General features: G+C 37.6%; 16 protein-coding genes. 5 read left to right on the top strand and 11 right to left on the bottom strand.

Features of this window, described 5'->3' with window-relative positions:
- Nucleotides 1–138: 138 nt before the first annotated feature.
- From I5M19_RS07310 to I5M19_RS07300, 3 genes are all read left to right on the top strand, one after another.
- The gene (locus I5M19_RS07310) at nucleotides 139–1,332 is read left to right on the top strand and encodes a pyridoxal phosphate-dependent aminotransferase (RefSeq protein WP_200065548.1); all 1,194 of its coding nucleotides are present in this window, start codon (nucleotides 139–141) and stop codon (nucleotides 1,330–1,332) included.
- 133 nt (nucleotides 1,333–1,465) lie between these two features.
- Complete coding sequence (locus tag I5M19_RS07305) at nucleotides 1,466–1,954, top strand: DUF4251 domain-containing protein (protein ID WP_200065547.1); 489 nt, start codon at nucleotides 1,466–1,468, stop codon at nucleotides 1,952–1,954.
- Between the two features lie 12 nt (nucleotides 1,955–1,966).
- Nucleotides 1,967–2,242 carry a hypothetical protein gene (locus I5M19_RS07300; RefSeq protein ID WP_200065546.1) on the top strand — a complete coding sequence of 92 codons (276 nt, stop codon included), beginning with the start codon at nucleotides 1,967–1,969 and terminating at the stop codon, nucleotides 2,240–2,242.
- A gap of 22 nt (nucleotides 2,243–2,264) precedes the next feature.
- Here I5M19_RS07300 and I5M19_RS07295 read toward each other — a convergent pair whose 3' ends face one another.
- The 11 genes from I5M19_RS07295 to I5M19_RS07245 all read right to left on the bottom strand — a co-directional run bounded on the left by I5M19_RS07295 (nucleotide 2,265) and on the right by I5M19_RS07245 (nucleotide 13,622).
- Complete coding sequence (locus tag I5M19_RS07295; RefSeq protein ID WP_200065545.1) at nucleotides 2,265–3,197, bottom strand: sugar phosphate isomerase/epimerase family protein; 933 nt, start codon at nucleotides 3,195–3,197, stop codon at nucleotides 2,265–2,267.
- A gap of 106 nt (nucleotides 3,198–3,303) precedes the next feature.
- Entirely contained in the window at nucleotides 3,304–5,904 is a 2,601-nt protein-coding gene (locus tag I5M19_RS07290; protein WP_200065544.1) for an MGH1-like glycoside hydrolase domain-containing protein, read from the bottom strand.
- Between the two features lie 9 nt (nucleotides 5,905–5,913).
- A complete protein-coding gene (locus tag I5M19_RS07285) occupies nucleotides 5,914–6,984 on the bottom strand; it encodes a dipeptidase (protein WP_200065543.1) in 1,071 nt (356 codons plus the stop codon).
- 4 nt (nucleotides 6,985–6,988) lie between these two features.
- Entirely contained in the window at nucleotides 6,989–8,104 is a 1,116-nt protein-coding gene (locus I5M19_RS07280) for a D-TA family PLP-dependent enzyme (RefSeq protein ID WP_200065542.1), read from the bottom strand.
- A 12-nt stretch (nucleotides 8,105–8,116) separates the two neighbouring features.
- A complete protein-coding gene (locus I5M19_RS07275; protein ID WP_200065541.1) occupies nucleotides 8,117–8,584 on the bottom strand; it encodes a RidA family protein in 468 nt (155 codons plus the stop codon).
- Nucleotides 8,585–8,677: 93 nt separating this feature from the next.
- Nucleotides 8,678–9,781, bottom strand: a complete 1,104-nt coding sequence (locus I5M19_RS07270; RefSeq protein ID WP_200065540.1) for a hypothetical protein — start codon at nucleotides 9,779–9,781, stop codon at nucleotides 8,678–8,680.
- Between the two features lie 61 nt (nucleotides 9,782–9,842).
- Nucleotides 9,843–10,661: a hypothetical protein gene (locus I5M19_RS07265; protein ID WP_200065539.1), complete on the bottom strand. Its 819-nt coding sequence runs from the start codon at nucleotides 10,659–10,661 to the stop codon at nucleotides 9,843–9,845.
- Between the two features lie 141 nt (nucleotides 10,662–10,802).
- On the bottom strand, nucleotides 10,803–11,354 hold the full coding sequence (locus I5M19_RS07260) for a hypothetical protein (protein WP_200065538.1): 552 nt from the start codon (nucleotides 11,352–11,354) through the stop codon (nucleotides 10,803–10,805).
- Nucleotides 11,355–11,463: 109 nt separating this feature from the next.
- A complete protein-coding gene (locus tag I5M19_RS07255; RefSeq protein ID WP_200065537.1) occupies nucleotides 11,464–12,150 on the bottom strand; it encodes a class I SAM-dependent methyltransferase in 687 nt (228 codons plus the stop codon).
- 42 nt (nucleotides 12,151–12,192) lie between these two features.
- Entirely contained in the window at nucleotides 12,193–12,702 is a 510-nt protein-coding gene (locus tag I5M19_RS07250) for a DUF421 domain-containing protein (RefSeq protein WP_200065536.1), read from the bottom strand.
- A 65-nt stretch (nucleotides 12,703–12,767) separates the two neighbouring features.
- Nucleotides 12,768–13,622, bottom strand: coding sequence for an SDR family oxidoreductase (locus I5M19_RS07245; protein ID WP_200065535.1), 855 nt, complete (start codon nucleotides 13,620–13,622; stop codon nucleotides 12,768–12,770).
- Nucleotides 13,623–13,801: 179 nt separating this feature from the next.
- Here I5M19_RS07245 and I5M19_RS07240 point away from each other — a divergent pair, with 179 nt between their 5' ends.
- Together I5M19_RS07240 and I5M19_RS07235 are read left to right on the top strand one after the other, a co-directional pair.
- Complete coding sequence (locus tag I5M19_RS07240) at nucleotides 13,802–14,641, top strand: MBL fold metallo-hydrolase (protein WP_200065534.1); 840 nt, start codon at nucleotides 13,802–13,804, stop codon at nucleotides 14,639–14,641.
- Nucleotides 14,642–14,718: 77 nt separating this feature from the next.
- Entirely contained in the window at nucleotides 14,719–15,999 is a 1,281-nt protein-coding gene (locus tag I5M19_RS07235; RefSeq protein ID WP_200065533.1) for a tetratricopeptide repeat protein, read from the top strand.
- Nucleotides 16,000–16,147: the final 148 nt, after the last annotated feature.

The following is a 16,147-nucleotide window of genomic DNA, read 5'->3' as shown; positions in this document are numbered from 1 at the left end:
GCCCTGTCATTTTTCAGTAGATAACATATTTACATAAATAAGGTTATCAGCTTTTTAGGTATGATGGTAAATTTTATAAAATACTGCATAAACAGCAGTAAACTAATTTTCTATATTTGCCGCAATAACACAAATTATATGAGCGCATTAAGTAACAGGATAAATAACCTGTCAGAATCTCAGACCATTAAAATGGCCAAAATGGGCCGCGAATTAGCGGCAAAAGGTGTTGATGTGATTAGTCTTAGCTTTGGCGAGCCTGATTTCCATACTCCGGAACACATTAAGGAAGCTGCTAAAACAGCAATGGATAAGAATTTTACTTATTACACCCCTGTTGCCGGCTATCCCGATCTAAGAAAAGCTATTGTTACGAAATTAAAGAACGAAAACAACCTCGACTACGATGTTAACCAGATAGTAGTTTCAACGGGTGCTAAACAGGCTATTGCTAATACGGTACTTTGTTTAGTAAATCCCGGTGATGAGGTTATTATCCCTACACCTTATTGGGTATCTTATTCGGAAGTGGTTAAACTGGCCGAAGGTGTAAGTGTGTTTATTGATACCACTGTTGAACAGAATTTTAAAATAAGCCCTGAACAGTTAGAGGCAGCCATTACGCCAAAAACTAAACTATTCATGTTCTCTTCGCCGTGTAACCCTACTGGCAGTGTTTACAGTAAAGAGGAACTTGAAGGTTTGGCCAAAGTATTCGAAAAATATCCGGATGTGTATATCATGTCCGACGAGATATACGAACATATCAATTTCATAGGCGGACATGAATCAATAGCGCAATTCGGTTCGATAAAAGACCGCGTGATCATCATTAACGGTTTTTCAAAGGCGTTCGCTATGACAGGCTGGAGAATTGGATATACCGCATCCAATAGTGAAATAGCTTCGGCTTGCGATAAAATGCAGGGTCAGGTAACCTCTGGGACCTGCTCAATTACCCAAAAAGCTGGTGTTGCAGCTTACGAAGGCGGCTTGGAATCTGTTTTAGAAATGCGCGATCAGTTTAAAAAACGCCGCGATTTGGTGTATAGCCTTTTAAAGGAAATTGACGGTATAAAAGTAAACTTGCCCGATGGCGCATTTTATTTTTTCCCTGATGTTACTGCGTTCTTCGGTAAAAGCTATAACGGCAAAACAATTAAAGATGCCGATGAGTTAAGCATTTACTTATTGGAAGAAGCACATGTAGCAACTGTAGGAGGCGATTCTTTTGGTGATAAAAAATCTATCCGCATATCTTATGCCGCTGCTGAAGATAAACTAATAGAAGCTATTAAACGTATCAAAACAGCTTTAGGAAAGCTACAATAAATTCCTGTTTATTTAAATTATAAGTAGAGCCGCCTGTTAACAACAAGCGGCTTTTTAATTATAAGAAACTTAATTTTAATTATATTGTTAGTGTTATATTAATCGTTATAATATAAGATATAATTAGTTAAAAATGAAAACATTACTAAAACTCTGCTTTATTTTAACACTGATATTTTCTATTATAAATACAGTTAATGCACAAAATAAAAAAGCTGATAAAACCAATGAAATAAAACAGCTAGTAAATTCACAGAAATATATATTCAAAGCCGCCTACATGTATCCATCTTACGGCGGACAAAAATACTTAAGTACTGATTATGACTTATATGTTGGACGTGATACAGTTAAGGCTTATTTGCCATATTATGGAGTAGCCTATTTTGGTGTAGGTTATAATACTGATGATAATGGAATTAAATTTACATCCACAGATTTTGATTATACCGTTAAAGATAAAAAGAAAGGTAGCTGGTACATTGTAATAAAACCTAAAGATATTCATAACACAAACCAGTTGATATTAAACATATCCCCTAACGGATATGCTGATCTTACCGTAATAAGTAATAACCGCCAAAGAATTCGCTTTGATGGTAATATAATTGCCAAAAACTAACTTTACATAATTATGCTTAGAATAAACGTACCTACAACATCTTCTGTTCCCCTTTCTCAGTCATTATTTGACCGTTATAATTTACCACATCCCTTAAACGGAACAGATATGGAGATAAGCGGCGACATGGTGCTGATATTTGAAAATGAGCAGCAAGCAGTAAAATATCTTGACGAATTAGAAGACAGTGCCTCTTCTGTTGACGATGACTCCACTGAAAAAAATATACTAAATGCTTTAATAACCGCTGTTAACAATGATACGTTTGTACGTGCGTATCTGGGTTAATTACTGTTGATTACCACAGTACTTACCCATTAAGGTTTTTGTTAATAAATTTAATGCTGCTGTTTATGCTTGCAAAAGCATCTTTAGGCATGTCGTGCTCAACAAAAAAGTGCTGCATGCCTGAAATTTTTGCCGCAGCGAAAATTGGTTTAAAATCTATAGTACCACTACCTACCGGTAATATTTCTTCCCGGGAAGCATCCAGATCTTTTACATGCCATAAAGGGAAACGGCCGGGATGTTGCTTAAACATTTCTACAGGATCTTTTCCACCTTTTACTGCCCAGGCAAGATCCAGTTCCATTTTTACCATTTTTGGATCTGTTTCAGACAAAAGTAAATCGTAAGGCACAGGCCCGCCTTCAATACGGTTAAATTCCATATCGTGATTATGATATGCAAATTGCAAACCTGCTTTATGAGCAGCTTCGCCAGTTTTATTTAATATATCAATTGACGTTTTAAGATCTTCAGTAGTATCTGTTGGCGCATTAGCACATACCAGGTAATTAACGCCCCCTTCCGCTGCTTCATCAACCAACTGCTGCATATTTTCTTTTAAATTTAACATTGGCGGTATCACCATGGGTTTTCCATCGGGCATGGTTGGCATTTTAGTGCCTTTAGGCAGTTTAAACGGCGCACCTAACACATGGTGCGATTGCCATGATAAACCGGCAGCATTAACCATCGACTTAAATGCCTTTGGTTTCATACCGTAATATCCACCTTTTTTGCTAAAAGCTGATTCTATTTCTTTATAACCTGCGGCCGCTATTTTATCTAAGGTACCCTTCACATCATCATCTATCGTATTAAAAAATGTAAAAAGCTGAACCCCTACCGGGTGTTTAATCATACCATTTAAAAATGATGCGGCATTACCGGATAAAACCGCGCTGCTGAGTACAACCGCTCCTGTAGATTTCAGAAACTTACGTCTGTTTAAATTCATGTTATTAGCTTTTAGATTTACTTGGTATAGTAAAGCTAATTGAATTTATCTAAATAAAAAAATATAATTGTGTCAATTAAACACATTAATTATACTTCTCAGTAAATTACTGATGATAAAGGCAGTTAGCAATAAGTCCGGTCCATCCGGTTTGATGCGATGCACCTAAACCGTGTCCGTTATCGCCATTGAAATATTCATGAAAAAGAATATGATCGCTAAACGCGGGATCGGTTTGCATCTTATCATTTTTCCCGAACACGGGCCTTTTTCCCTTAACATCTTTAAGAAATATAGCTGATATTCTCCTGTAAATCTCGTTAGCTACTTCTTTTAGGTTCATCATATTGCCCGAATTGGTTGGGCACTCTACCTTAAAATCGTCTCCATAATATTCATAATACTTATTAAGGCTTTCTATTATCAGATAATTAAGCGGAATCCAAACCGGCCCCCGCCAATTACTGTTACCGCCAAACACGCCACTGTCGCTCTCGGCTGGCAAATATTTTATACAGTAATCAAAGCCATTAACATTTACCTGATAAGGATTCTTTAAGTGATATTTAGATACAGACCTTATGCCATAATCACTTAAAAACTCATTTTCGTCAAGCATGTACTTTAAAATGCCTTTCATTCTAAAGCCGCGAAGTAGACTAACCAAGTGTTTGCCATTAGTGCTTTTTTCATTCCAACGGGATACCAGATTAGCCAGATCAGGCCTGTTTTCAGTAAACCAGTTCATTCGACCACGAAATATAGGGTTGTTATTTATAGCGGTTTCATCAATAACTTCAATAGCAAACAATGGGGTTAACCCAACAATACTTCTTACCCTCATTTTTTCCGAGGAGCCGTTGGCAAACTTAAGCTGATCATAAAAGAAACCATCTTCATCATCCCAAAGCCCGGTTGTACTGTTACCTAAACTGGCCATAGCAGCAGCTATGTAAATAAAATGCTCAAAAAACTTAGAGGCTATATCTTCATACGCTTTGTTTTTGCCGGCCAGTTCGGCAGCTATCCGGAGCAGATTAAGCGAGTACATAGCCATCCAACTGGTACCATCAACCTGTTCTAAGGTTTCCCCGTTAGAAAACTTAGTATTACGATCAAAAACCCCAATATTATCAAGACCTAAAAACCCACCCTCAAAAATATTATTTCCTGAACTATCCTTTCTGTTCACCCACCAGGTAAAGTTGAGCATCAGTTTGTGAAAAATGCGCTCTAAAAAATAGATATCGCCCTCGCCGTTATTAGCCGCTTTATCTAACTGGTATATTTTCCAGGTGGCCATAGCATGTACAGGCGGGTTAGCATCACTAAAATCCCATTCATAAGCAGGCAACTGCCCGTTGGGGTGCATGTACCAATCCCGTATAAGTAAGGTAAGCTGATTTTTGGCAAAAGCCATATCAACACTCGCTAACGGTATGCAATGAAAAGCAAGATCCCATGCAGCAAACCACGGAAACTCCCACTTATCAGGCATGGAAATAATATCACCCCGATTATTAAAATGTGGCCACTTAGCATTGCGGCCATTTAGCCTTTCAATTAGTGGAGCTGGCAGGGCCGGGTCACCATGTAACCATTGGTGAACATCATAATAGTAAAATTGCTTGCTCCACAACATACCTGCAAATGCCTGCCGCTGTATCAGCGACTTATCAATATCTTCTTTTTCGGATTGTATTTGATTATAAAAATCATCGGCTTCAGCCTTTCTTTTGCTGAACAGCTCATCAAAACCATCAAAACAGGCATTGCTGTCTGCTGATAGCCTGAGCTTTAAAATATATTCTCCCTTTGCAGGAATGGTCAAGTCATAATTAAATGCCGCTTTTGTGCCTTTATTATCAGGATTAACCGTATCTGCATTGTGTAACAGATAATCGTTTATGCCATCTTTATAATATTTTTTACCATCATCATACTGATATAGTTTAGGCGCATTTGTTTCATTATCTGTAAATAAAGCAGGAGCGTTATTTTCTGATATTAAGTAGAGGTCTCCTAATTTTTCATGCTGAATTTTAATGGTATTTGATATGTAAGATAATTTAGGTTTGTAATCCTCGTATCCTAAAGTCCATGTATTTCTAAACCATACTGTAGGCAATATATTTAAGCTTGCTTCTTTATCGCTGCGGTTGTTTATACTGACTTTGATGAAAATATCATCCTTGTCCTGTTTAGCATATTCAACAAAAACATCAAAATATTCATTGTTATTGAAAATCCCGGTATCTATCAATTCAAATTCCGGGTTATTACGTCCTCTCCGGTTGTTTTCACTGATCAGCCATTGATATGGATATGCCTGCTGCGGATATTTGTACAGCATTTTCATGTAGGAGTGCGTTGGCGTATTATCCAAATAGTAATAAAGCTCTTTTACGTCTTCGCCGTGATTACCCTCTGTATTACTGAGGCCAAAATAGCGTTCCTTTAGTATTGGATCTTTTTTATTCCATAATGCAATGGCAAAACAAAGCAGTTGATCATTGTCACAAATACCACCTATACCCTCTTCGCCCCAACGATATGCTTTGCTGCGGGCCATATCGTGCGTTATATAATTCCAGGCATCCCCGTCTTTGCTGTAATCCTCTCTGACCGTTCCCCACTGCCGGTCGCTAACATATGGCCCCCACTTTTTCCACCCTGATGTTTTTAACCTGCTTTGCTCTGCATTCATATATTTTAATTATTTCCACGCGTTACGTAAAAAGCGCAACCAATTACCATACATCAAATTTTCTACATCTGTTTGCGTATAGCCACGTTTTTTGAATATTTTGGATATTTTTTGCAGATCTGAGATGGTTTCCAGGTCATACGGACATTGTTCACGTCCAAATGCACCGTCAAGATCAGAGCCAATACCTACATGTAGCGTATTACCTGCTAATTGGCAAATATGATCAATATGGTCAATCATCACTTCTAAACTACAGTTCATTTGCCGTGGCGTAGATTGGCCCCTTACCCATCCGGGCACCATCATCCATGCATCCAGGGCCCCACCTATTACCGCACCTCGGTTTATTAATTCCTTTATTTGCTTATCACTATATTGCCTGTTATGGTTGACCAGTGCCCGGCAGTTATTATGGCTGGCCCAAACGTGCCCGTTAAAATGAGCCAATGCTTCCCAAAAGCTATCATCACATAAATGGGTGGCATCTAATATGATATTAAGACGTTCCATTTCTTTTAACAATTCACGCCCCTTAGGTCCCATGTGTCCTGTCGCATCGGTTCCCTGTGCATATCTTCCGGGGCCGTAATGGGCCGGGCCAAGAGCTCGTAATCCATTATGATAGGCTCGTTCCAGATAACTTACATCAACAATAGAATCGGCCCCCTCCAAACTCAATATATATCCTATAGGCTTTTTCTCTTTACTACCGTCTGTTAACCATATCTTTAAATGGTTATCCAATGTTTGCAGATCATGGATTTGAACCATTTCACCAGCAGCTTCCATCTCTTTATACCAGGCTAATTGTCCCTGCGTTTGTGCCCAGGCCTGTTTAGGCGAATGCCACCCCGGCAAGGGATTATCCGGGGCTACAAAACGTGCAATTTGTGTAGCTACAACCAAACCAATATTTCCCTTACGCAGTTCCGGTAGCGAAACTACAGCTTTGCCACGATCTGGCTTATCTGTTAACGCATGTTCACGGGCATTGATTTCCGCAACGGGTCTGGTCAAATCCCGGTTCCACTCCAGGGCATTCATGCTCAGGTCAAGATGTGCGTCTATAATTAACATAGTGTTAAATAGTTATTTTACGATTGCGTGCAGTAGTTAGCCACGCACCACTGATACAACTGTCTTCAATAGTAATTGCGGAATTATACAATGCAATCGTAGGACAAATATGATATGGTAAACCATATAAAACATCGCCTACTTTATATGGATGATCTTCTCCTGCATCCGCCACTAAATGCTCCTCACTCTGACTTACGAATTTCAATTCAGGTGCGTTCATAAAAGAGATTCGCTTGTCTAATTCATTTTCTGCAGATACCGCTTTATGCCCTACATCTATGCATATTTTTGTTTCATCGGGCAGAGATATTATCCTTGCTAAAATAAGCGCTGCGGGTAAAAATTTTTGTTCGGGGAATGACAGTTGGTAGCCCCTGTCCCAGTAAACAAAAGTACCAGGGCTGCACTCAATATTTTCCATTTTTGCAAGCAAAGGAAATGTAGGTGAACCACCAATAATAAGCTTAGGTTGAGAATAACCTAAAGCTATAATGCGGGTTACCATAGTAAATAACGGTGAATTTGCGATTGCTGATAACCTTTCACGGACATTATAGTCTGCCTGATGGATATGACCATCATAAGCATGAAAACCCAATACAGTAAGGCTTTGTAAATTAGCGCAACTCTTATATAATTCTATGGCATCATCACCCGGACATATACCTGTGCGATTCATGCCCACATTCAGGTCAATGTAAACGGGTATATTAAGTTTAGATAAATTCGCTTTTTTCGCAATGATTTTACCCGATTGCTGATTATCCACCAAACACGAAAAAACAGTGTCCGGATATTTATTAATCAGTTGAATAAATCTGTCTATTTTAAGACCTATTGGCTGATAAGCTAATAAAACATCAGGAGCTTTGCATACACCCAACATTTCAGCTTCAGCAATGGTAGCACATTTAAATTTAGTAATGCCTGCTGCCAGCATTAGCCTGGTAACTTCCGCACTTTTGTGTGTTTTTACATGCGGCCGTAAGCGGGACACATCATTGATCATACCTATAAGCTGCTGTATATTAGCTTTTACCCGTTGCGGATAAACAACTAACGCAGGCGAATCCAGCTCATCTGCATTATCAATAATATACCATTGCTTAGATGTCATGATATGTATACTCTACTGAACAAGCTCAAATAGTGCCTCTACTTCAACAGGAATGTTATCAGGCAATGAACCCATACCCACAGCGCTGCGTACGCCTATACCATTCTCTTCGCCCCAAACTTTAGCAAAAAGTTCGCTGCATCCATTTATGATATACGGATGTTTTTCAAAATCGGGTGTGCAATTTACCATACCTAACACTTTAATAACCCGCTTCACTTTATTAAGGCTTCCTATATTAGCTTTAATAGTGGCTAAAATTGCCAGTCCTACTTGCTGTGCCGCAAGTTTACCTTCTTCTGGCGACATGTCCTTCCCAATCCGTCCTATTATGAGAGTACCATCAGTCTGCACCGTACCATGGCCAGAAACATACAAATATTTACCATCAATAAGACACGGTTTATACACACCCAGTGGCTTTGGCGCAGGTGGTAAGTTCAGCTTAAGTTGTGAAAAATTCTCTTCAGCAGTATTCATTTTGTAAAACTATTATTTATAAAATTTAATATACCATTATAGCACAAAAAAAGCAGGGACTACGCCCTGCTTTTTTCTTAAATCAACTAAACCTTAAAATTTAAAGGTGACACCGATGTTTACAGCATAGTCTGCAAATGCAGCATCGCCATGTGTATCAACACCGGTTAATTGTGTTGTTATTTTATCAGGTACACTTTGCGTACGGTTGCGTACTAATGCAACAGGCACATAAGAATATACAGAGAATTTGTTGATCCGATAAGTAATCCCAGGCTCTACAGATATAATGTAACCGGGCCTGCGGAAACCATTACTGCCGCCAACAAGGTCGTGCACGGGTAAACATTCGTCCCTTACTCCCAACGAATAATTAAAGTTACCTGCGCCGTAGTTTACACCTGCTCTTATCATATATTGGTCAGGCACGCTCATTACGTCGCTGCCATTGGCAACAGCTTTCGCACTTGGTGCGCCACCGCGTGCGGTTGATACACCATTTTGTTCGCGCGGACTTATCAAATAGTAAAAACTTCCATATAAGCCAAAATTGTGGGTGAAATTATAGTAAGTATTTAATTCGGTTATAATACCGGTACCGCCATCTCCCAATTGTATTGATTGATCAACAGGGCCAAGTAAACGAGCCCCATTAGTACCTGTATTATAAAAATAATCCTGATAATCATAAGTTCCTGTCGGAAATTTCAAACCTAAACCGACCTGTATGTTACCTTTTGTTGCTTTAACCGGATTAAGCAACCATGCATAAGCCCTGATGCTAATATCACCTACACCAAATGAATGAGTGGTACGTCTTTCAGTACGACCATGCTCATATAACGATGAACGGCTATTGCCTACTACCGGTATATCCAATGAAAACGCCCAGCGATTATTAACAATACGCGTTAGCACCAGATCCTGTGTATAGGAATGATTAATAACATTTGTACCTTCTTCAATGCGTTGTTTTTGCTCTTCGCTGCCAACAAAATGCTTGTATGAGCGAAAATAGCGGCTATTGCTATTAAATAACCAAACTCCGCCCTGATGAGCAATGCTATCCGGATGCTCATCCATTATGCATAAACCTCCGGTGCTGCGTATAGCCACGCAACCTTGTGAGTATGCGTTTGTGTGAGTGAAAAGTATGTATACAGCAATAGCTGATAATATTTTAAATGTAAGTTTCATTTTTTGAGATAATTAAATAGTTGATCTATATCCTGCCGTGATGTTTTTTGGAAGGATTGTGTTATAGTAAGAATATATTGTTGAATATGGATCGTTTCCAAAAGCGAACATTTATCCCGGATGAAGTATATTGTAATGCAAACCACAAAGCAAGAATAGAGCAATAGCTGCCGCCACGCTCTATCCATTCAAATACTTCATACCGGGGATAAAATAGTTCGCTTATTACTTTCCAGATAAATAGTACCAACAATAATTTACAGAACGGACGCATTATCACTATACAAGCACCCGCTACTTCAATAATACCAATGTATTGCGCTATGCGGGCGGGATACAAAAATCCCAATGAAGCATATTGAGCAAGTAAGCTTTTCTTTGATAGTAAGTTTAACCAACCATGTCCAACCAACAAAGAAAAAACCACCACCCTGAGGCATAGTGTTAAATGTTCAATAGTTTTAGCTGTAATTTTAGCTGGTGGTTCAACCCGGGCAAATAATTGTCTTAAAGTGCTGGTATTACCTGATAAGATCAAAAATGCGAGTGGAGCTCCAAAATTACCTCCACGTTCTAAGAATTCGGCAAAAGGTTCTCCTGATAACGGCCTTAAAAAAGCAGTTACCGCTCCCCACAAAACCAACCATATGGCAATAGCGCGTATGGGATAAACCAGCATGGTTAATCCTAAAAAGATATCAAACACTCCAACCCATGGCATTAGTATGTACGAGGTTTTCATGTCAAATCCGAATACGGCGAAATAGTTACACCAAATCTGTTTGGTTATTATACCAAAAGCTCCGTGACCTATAAAACACATAGCTATAGCCAAACGCAAAATGTAATGCAGTTTTTGTTCAGGCGTAAGTGATCTCATTTTGTAAATTATAATAAGGGTACAATTACCAGTATGGCTATACAGTTATACATCAATAAGTTACCAACAGCTAACTAATTGATATGCAAAGTAAAATATAGCTTTAAATAAAACTGGTAAGTAAAAATCCGGAAAGTATAATTAACAAAAGAAGTTTGGCGGTTTACCAGGTGATTCGATATAGGGATCAGTTAAAACAGTCGTTATTGAATTAGTATTGTTAGCAACTGACTGTGAAAATCCGGAAAAATTAAACCCGGACGCAGGTACAGTATAATCTGAAGGCGAAGACACTTTTTTAGTGATGGGAGCCTCCCCTTTTTTACTTAACGGAACATCACTCGCATTCTTTGCAACAATAAGATTGGCGCTCACTAAATGTGTTTTTACGCTGTTAGCTATACACACCAAATACATGGTATCACGTGTAAGCTTCACGCCCAGATAATTATAATAGGCATCTTTTAATTGTATTTGCCCTTGCAAGCGTTCGTAGTCGGGCCAATCCTTAATATTTGGCATATGTACAGGAAGCTTTATTTGGATAAGCTGTGTAGCGTCCACCTTATTTTCATATATCTGCTTAACTATCTGTACTTCGGAACGATGTATGAAATATTGAAAAATGAGATTATATCCACCTAAATAAAACAGGTGTATAGCTAATAAGCATATAGCGAATAACTTTTTCAATAATCAGGTATTAATTGGGTTAAATACGTTGTAAAGTAAATGTATTTAATTGTTTATTGCAAATAAATTTAATCGACTGATATAAAGTATCTTATTTATACATTAAAATTTATTTTAATACTAATCTCGCCAGATACTGATCCATTTCATCTTCATATAAAATTTCAGTGATCCAGCCGGTTTCATCAGCAATGTTTTTTAGCAATCCCTTGTCGATATATAACCATTGAAACCAGTCTGTTCTTTGTTTTTTATAAACATACTGATACCACAATTCCCCGTAATAACCATCCGCAGGCGGGTTACCGTTATATAAGTACGCAATATCTGATGAATCAAACAATAACTGACCACCTCTACTCAACAACTCCTTTGCGTGTTGCAAAAAGAATTTCAATTTTATCAGATTCCCGGTAAGGCCTATGCCATTCATTAATAACAACAGCGTGTCATATTTGCCGGTATTAAATTCAAAAATATCTTTCTGAATAACTTTCTTTACCCCACGTTGATGCATAATATCAACAGCATAGGCGGAGATATCTAAAGCGGTTACCTCAATATCCCGTTGCTGGAGTATAAGGGCATGGCTCCCCGCTCCTGCACCAATATCCAATACATTTCCTCTACATTCATTTAATGCCAATAATTCCAGATCAGGCATTTCTTCCTCTTCTCTGAAATATACATCAACAGGCATCTCTTCTTTAGGACCATATTTGTTGTTTATCCATAATGGATGTTGTTCTATTTGCTTAAAATAATCCAATAGCGCCTGGCCAAAAATATCATTCATTAAAGTTAGTATAGTTATTTACAAATTAAGGCATTATACATTTCAAATAGTATCAGCATCATTCTTTTTGCCTTTCAAAACCACGCTCAGCTTGCCAGTATGTTCCATAAACACCTCTTTTACATCGCCCAGATTATCAGTATTAGCAGATAAACGAATGTCACTTATCAAATCTTCTTTGGTCATCAGGCATTTCCTGAGGTTTCTTTCGTTAATTTGTCCATCATAATAAATCAGCCGTTTATCTCCTTTTACCCATTTGCTTGCCGTTTTATTATAAATAATGAATATAGCCAGACCTCTGTGCAACAGCACTAAAGCAAAACTACACATAACGGTAGGCCAAAAAGGCGAAACACCTACTATAACCCTACTTAAAACTGCACCGAGTATGATAGCAATTGTTATATCAAAAGATGTTTTTTTACCAAATGTACGCCTGCCCGATATTCTGATCAATATCAAAGAAATAAAGTAGATGACAATTGCACGGGCACTCATCTGCAGTATCGTGAGGTCTTTACCCTCTCCAAAAAATCCTATAATATCCATAACTGTTAATTAATGTTATGAAATCATAAAGCTTCAAAATGAATTTTGTTTGGCTAATACAGGTATCACCCGTTGACTACTTCACCACCATTGATATGTATAACCTGTCCGGTAATATAGGAGGAATCATCTGAAGCTAAAAAAACATATGCCGGGGCAACTTCTGATGGTTGCCCCGCACGTTTCATTGCAGTTTCGTTGCCAAATTCGTTTAATTTCTCCTGGTCGAAGGTGGCAACTACTAAAGGTGTCCATACCGGACCCGGAGCAACAGCATTCACTCTTATTTTATTTTTAACCAAATTAGTCGCAAGCGAACGTGTAAAAGTAGTTATGGCGCCTTTAGTAGATGAATAATCAATTAAGTGAGGCGACGAACGATAAGCCGTAACTGAAGTGGTATTGATAATAACATCGCCAGGATGCAAATATTTTACCGCAGCAGTTGCGAAATGAAAATACGCGAAAATATTTGTTTTAAAAGTAGTTTCTAACTGTTCTTCGGTAATATCCTGCAAATCTTCCTGCGGCACCTGCACACCTGAGTTGTTTACCAGTATATTTAGCTTACCTAACAATTTAACCGTTTTTTCTACTGCATTTGTACAAAATCCCCGGTCTTTTACATCCCCCTTTATTAAAATACATTTGCGACCGGTATTTTCAACAAGTTTTTTGGTTTTTTCTGCATCACCATCTTCTTCAAGATAAACAATTGCCACATCGGCACCTTCCATAGCATAATGTACAGCTACTGCCCTGCCTATACCGCTATCTCCTCCGGTTATTAGCGCAACTTTATCCTGCAATTTGCCTGCTGCCTTATAACCATCTTTAATATATTGAGGCGCAGGGTGCATATTTGATTCTACACCCGGTTGGTGGTCTTGTTTCTGAGGTACTTTATGTTGAGTGCTCATAAATAGAATTAATGATAAATAATGACTTTAAAACACTCCTGATAGTTTTAAAGTTTTTAAAAACATAATAAACTAAATATAATATGCAGCAGGAAGGGAGTTTTAAAAGATAAGTTAAAGCGAATTTTATAACTTCACCAATAAAATAAAATGGCAGAAAGTTACAACAAAAAATACTGATGAAATTATATACGATTGATACCGGCTATTTTAAACTTGATGGTGGCGCTATGTTTGGTGTGGTTCCAAAAACTATTTGGAATAAAACCAATCCGGCCGACGAAAATAATCTGTGTACGTGGGCTATGCGATGTCTCTTGATTGAAGATGGCAAGCGCCTGATACTGATAGATACCGGCATAGGTAACAAGCAAAGCGACAAGTTTTTTAGTCATTATTACTTGCATGGTGATGCCAGCCTGAACAGTTCATTGGCTAAACATGGTTTTCATCCAGATGATATTACCGATGTTTTTCTCACCCATCTGCACTTCGATCATGTAGGCGGGGCGGTTATAAGAGATGATGAGAAACTCTTACCGGCATTTAAGAATGCTGTTTACTGGAGTAACGAGCAGCACTGGGAATGGGCAGTTGATCCTAATGAGCGCGAAAAAGCTTCATTTTTAAAGGAAAATATACTTCCCATACTGGAAAGCGGACAATTAAAATTAATTACCCCGCGAGACGGTGTGCGTTTTACCGATAACATGAGTGTACGTTTTGTATACGGCCATACAGATGCCATGATGCTGCCGCTCATCAGCTATAAGGGAAGGAAAATATTATATATGGCCGACCTGTTGCCGTCAGTTGGGCACTTACCTTTACCATATGTTATGGCTTATGATATGTTCCCGTTAAAAACACTAAGCGAAAAAAAGGCATATCTAAACGAAGCATTTGAACGTAATTATATTCTGTACTTTGAGCACGACCCGATAAATGAATGTTGCACATTACAGCAAACCGAAAAGGGTATAAGGGTAAAAGAGGTATTTAAGTTAAATGAGTTATAATATTAAAATACTTCAAATTAAACTACATTTACATTTAAAAAGCATTATTTTAGCTTCACCTAAATCAATCACAAGCAATGCATTCCATACAGGCAAAAAAAATCCTTTGGCTAATATCATTGGTATTTTTTTGTACTACTTTAAGTTACGGCAACATACATGCGATTGATTTTAATAAGATCAGTTATCCTAAAAATTTGGAGCAGGAACTTTCCTTTTTAAAAAATAATGATACCTTATATAACCACTGGACGCATAATTGGACTTATGATATCTCAAAGGGCGATGCAATTAAGAATCTAAATTTGATCTATACTGTACTTGATAAAAATTCAGAAAAAAATACAGAAACATATCTTTTACTCGGAGATATTGCACATTACCTTTATAATATGGAGGTAGAAAAGTATTACCAATTAGCGATAGATAATTACCAAAAGGCCTTGAAATTATCTCCTGCTGATTACAGGGTATATTGGTTTTTGGGTAATCATTATTCGTTATCTTCACTTCCGGTACTGGCTATTGACACTTATCAAAAGGCATTTAAAGCGAAACCAAAAAACATCAATTCATTGTTATGGGCCGATTACTCAATCGCGTGTTTAAATGCCGGTATGACATCCAATGCGGCATATTATGCTCACAAATATAGTTTATCCGTTAACGATGAGACTTCTTTAGAGAAGCAGACAATTAACGTTATTGAACAAAGATTAAAGGCAACTCCTGTTGACACCACTTTGTCTACAAAAGATATCTGGACATTTAATAAACGTGAAAACAAACTATTAAGCTTCAGTAATTGGAGTTTGGGCTTACAAGTAAATGTTGACAGCACATGGCAAGTTGATGCCGGCGATTATAAAAATCGCACATCATATTTTATTATCAAACCCAATACTGAAAAAACAATCAACGGAAAAGAAATAGGCTACTCTATGTTATTATTAATGAGGTCTCCTGATGAAGCAACATCATTAAGTGACTTTATGGATCTTTTTGCACCAAAAACTGACAATCGAAAACCCATATCTATAAAAGTGGCCGGTTTTAATAATGCATTAGCTTACGAAATTAAAGACCCTTCAGTATATTCCGATATGGGTGGTGGGCATTTTATAACTATAGCTCTCGAAAGAGATGATCCTGACTATCCCGGTATGAAACTTGAAATACCCGTAGAGTACCCAAAGGGTGAATCTGGAAAAATTAATTATTACAAGGTCCCTCAGCAATACACACGCATTAAAGGGAAAATATATTATTTAGTACTATTAGATACTTGCGAAAATATTTTCAACAAATCTTTTAAAGTATTTGAAAACTTTATCACCAATAATCTATTGATTGAGTAAGTAATAGGATTTATTAAAAAAATAAAATCAATTAGTCAAAAATGACGTAAATTATTAGATGAATATTGTATAATCTTTTTGTAAACATATATCAACTATAGCATTTTAGGAAACATTTTTGTACCTTTGCACGTTCAATTCTAAATAA

The sequence above is a fragment of the Mucilaginibacter segetis genome (assembly GCF_016522075.1).
GTDB classification, from domain to species: Bacteria; Bacteroidota; Bacteroidia; order Sphingobacteriales; family Sphingobacteriaceae; genus Mucilaginibacter; species Mucilaginibacter segetis.
The sequence above is the reverse complement of the archived record's forward strand: the minus strand, read 5'-3'. Positions and strand labels throughout refer to the sequence as shown.

Coding starts and splice junctions, on each gene's coding strand:
- I5M19_RS07280 (WP_200065542.1), bottom strand. CDS start 8,104: ATGACATCTAAGCAATGGTATATTATTGATAATGCAGATGAGCTGGAT.
- I5M19_RS07285 (WP_200065543.1), bottom strand. CDS start 6,984: ATGTTAATTATAGACGCACATCTTGACCTGAGCATGAATGCCCTGGAG.
- I5M19_RS07235 (WP_200065533.1), top strand. CDS start 14,719: ATGCATTCCATACAGGCAAAAAAAATCCTTTGGCTAATATCATTGGTA.
- I5M19_RS07275 (WP_200065541.1), bottom strand. CDS start 8,584: ATGAATACTGCTGAAGAGAATTTTTCACAACTTAAGCTGAACTTACCA.
- I5M19_RS07300 (WP_200065546.1), top strand. CDS start 1,967: ATGCTTAGAATAAACGTACCTACAACATCTTCTGTTCCCCTTTCTCAG.
- I5M19_RS07250 (WP_200065536.1), bottom strand. CDS start 12,702: ATGGATATTATAGGATTTTTTGGAGAGGGTAAAGACCTCACGATACTG.
- I5M19_RS07310 (WP_200065548.1), top strand. CDS start 139: ATGAGCGCATTAAGTAACAGGATAAATAACCTGTCAGAATCTCAGACC.
- I5M19_RS07265 (WP_200065539.1), bottom strand. CDS start 10,661: ATGAGATCACTTACGCCTGAACAAAAACTGCATTACATTTTGCGTTTG.
- I5M19_RS07290 (WP_200065544.1), bottom strand. CDS start 5,904: ATGAATGCAGAGCAAAGCAGGTTAAAAACATCAGGGTGGAAAAAGTGG.
- I5M19_RS07295 (WP_200065545.1), bottom strand. CDS start 3,197: ATGAATTTAAACAGACGTAAGTTTCTGAAATCTACAGGAGCGGTTGTA.
- I5M19_RS07240 (WP_200065534.1), top strand. CDS start 13,802: ATGAAATTATATACGATTGATACCGGCTATTTTAAACTTGATGGTGGC.
- I5M19_RS07270 (WP_200065540.1), bottom strand. CDS start 9,781: ATGAAACTTACATTTAAAATATTATCAGCTATTGCTGTATACATACTT.
- I5M19_RS07245 (WP_200065535.1), bottom strand. CDS start 13,622: ATGAGCACTCAACATAAAGTACCTCAGAAACAAGACCACCAACCGGGT.
- I5M19_RS07305 (WP_200065547.1), top strand. CDS start 1,466: ATGAAAACATTACTAAAACTCTGCTTTATTTTAACACTGATATTTTCT.
- I5M19_RS07255 (WP_200065537.1), bottom strand. CDS start 12,150: ATGAATGATATTTTTGGCCAGGCGCTATTGGATTATTTTAAGCAAATA.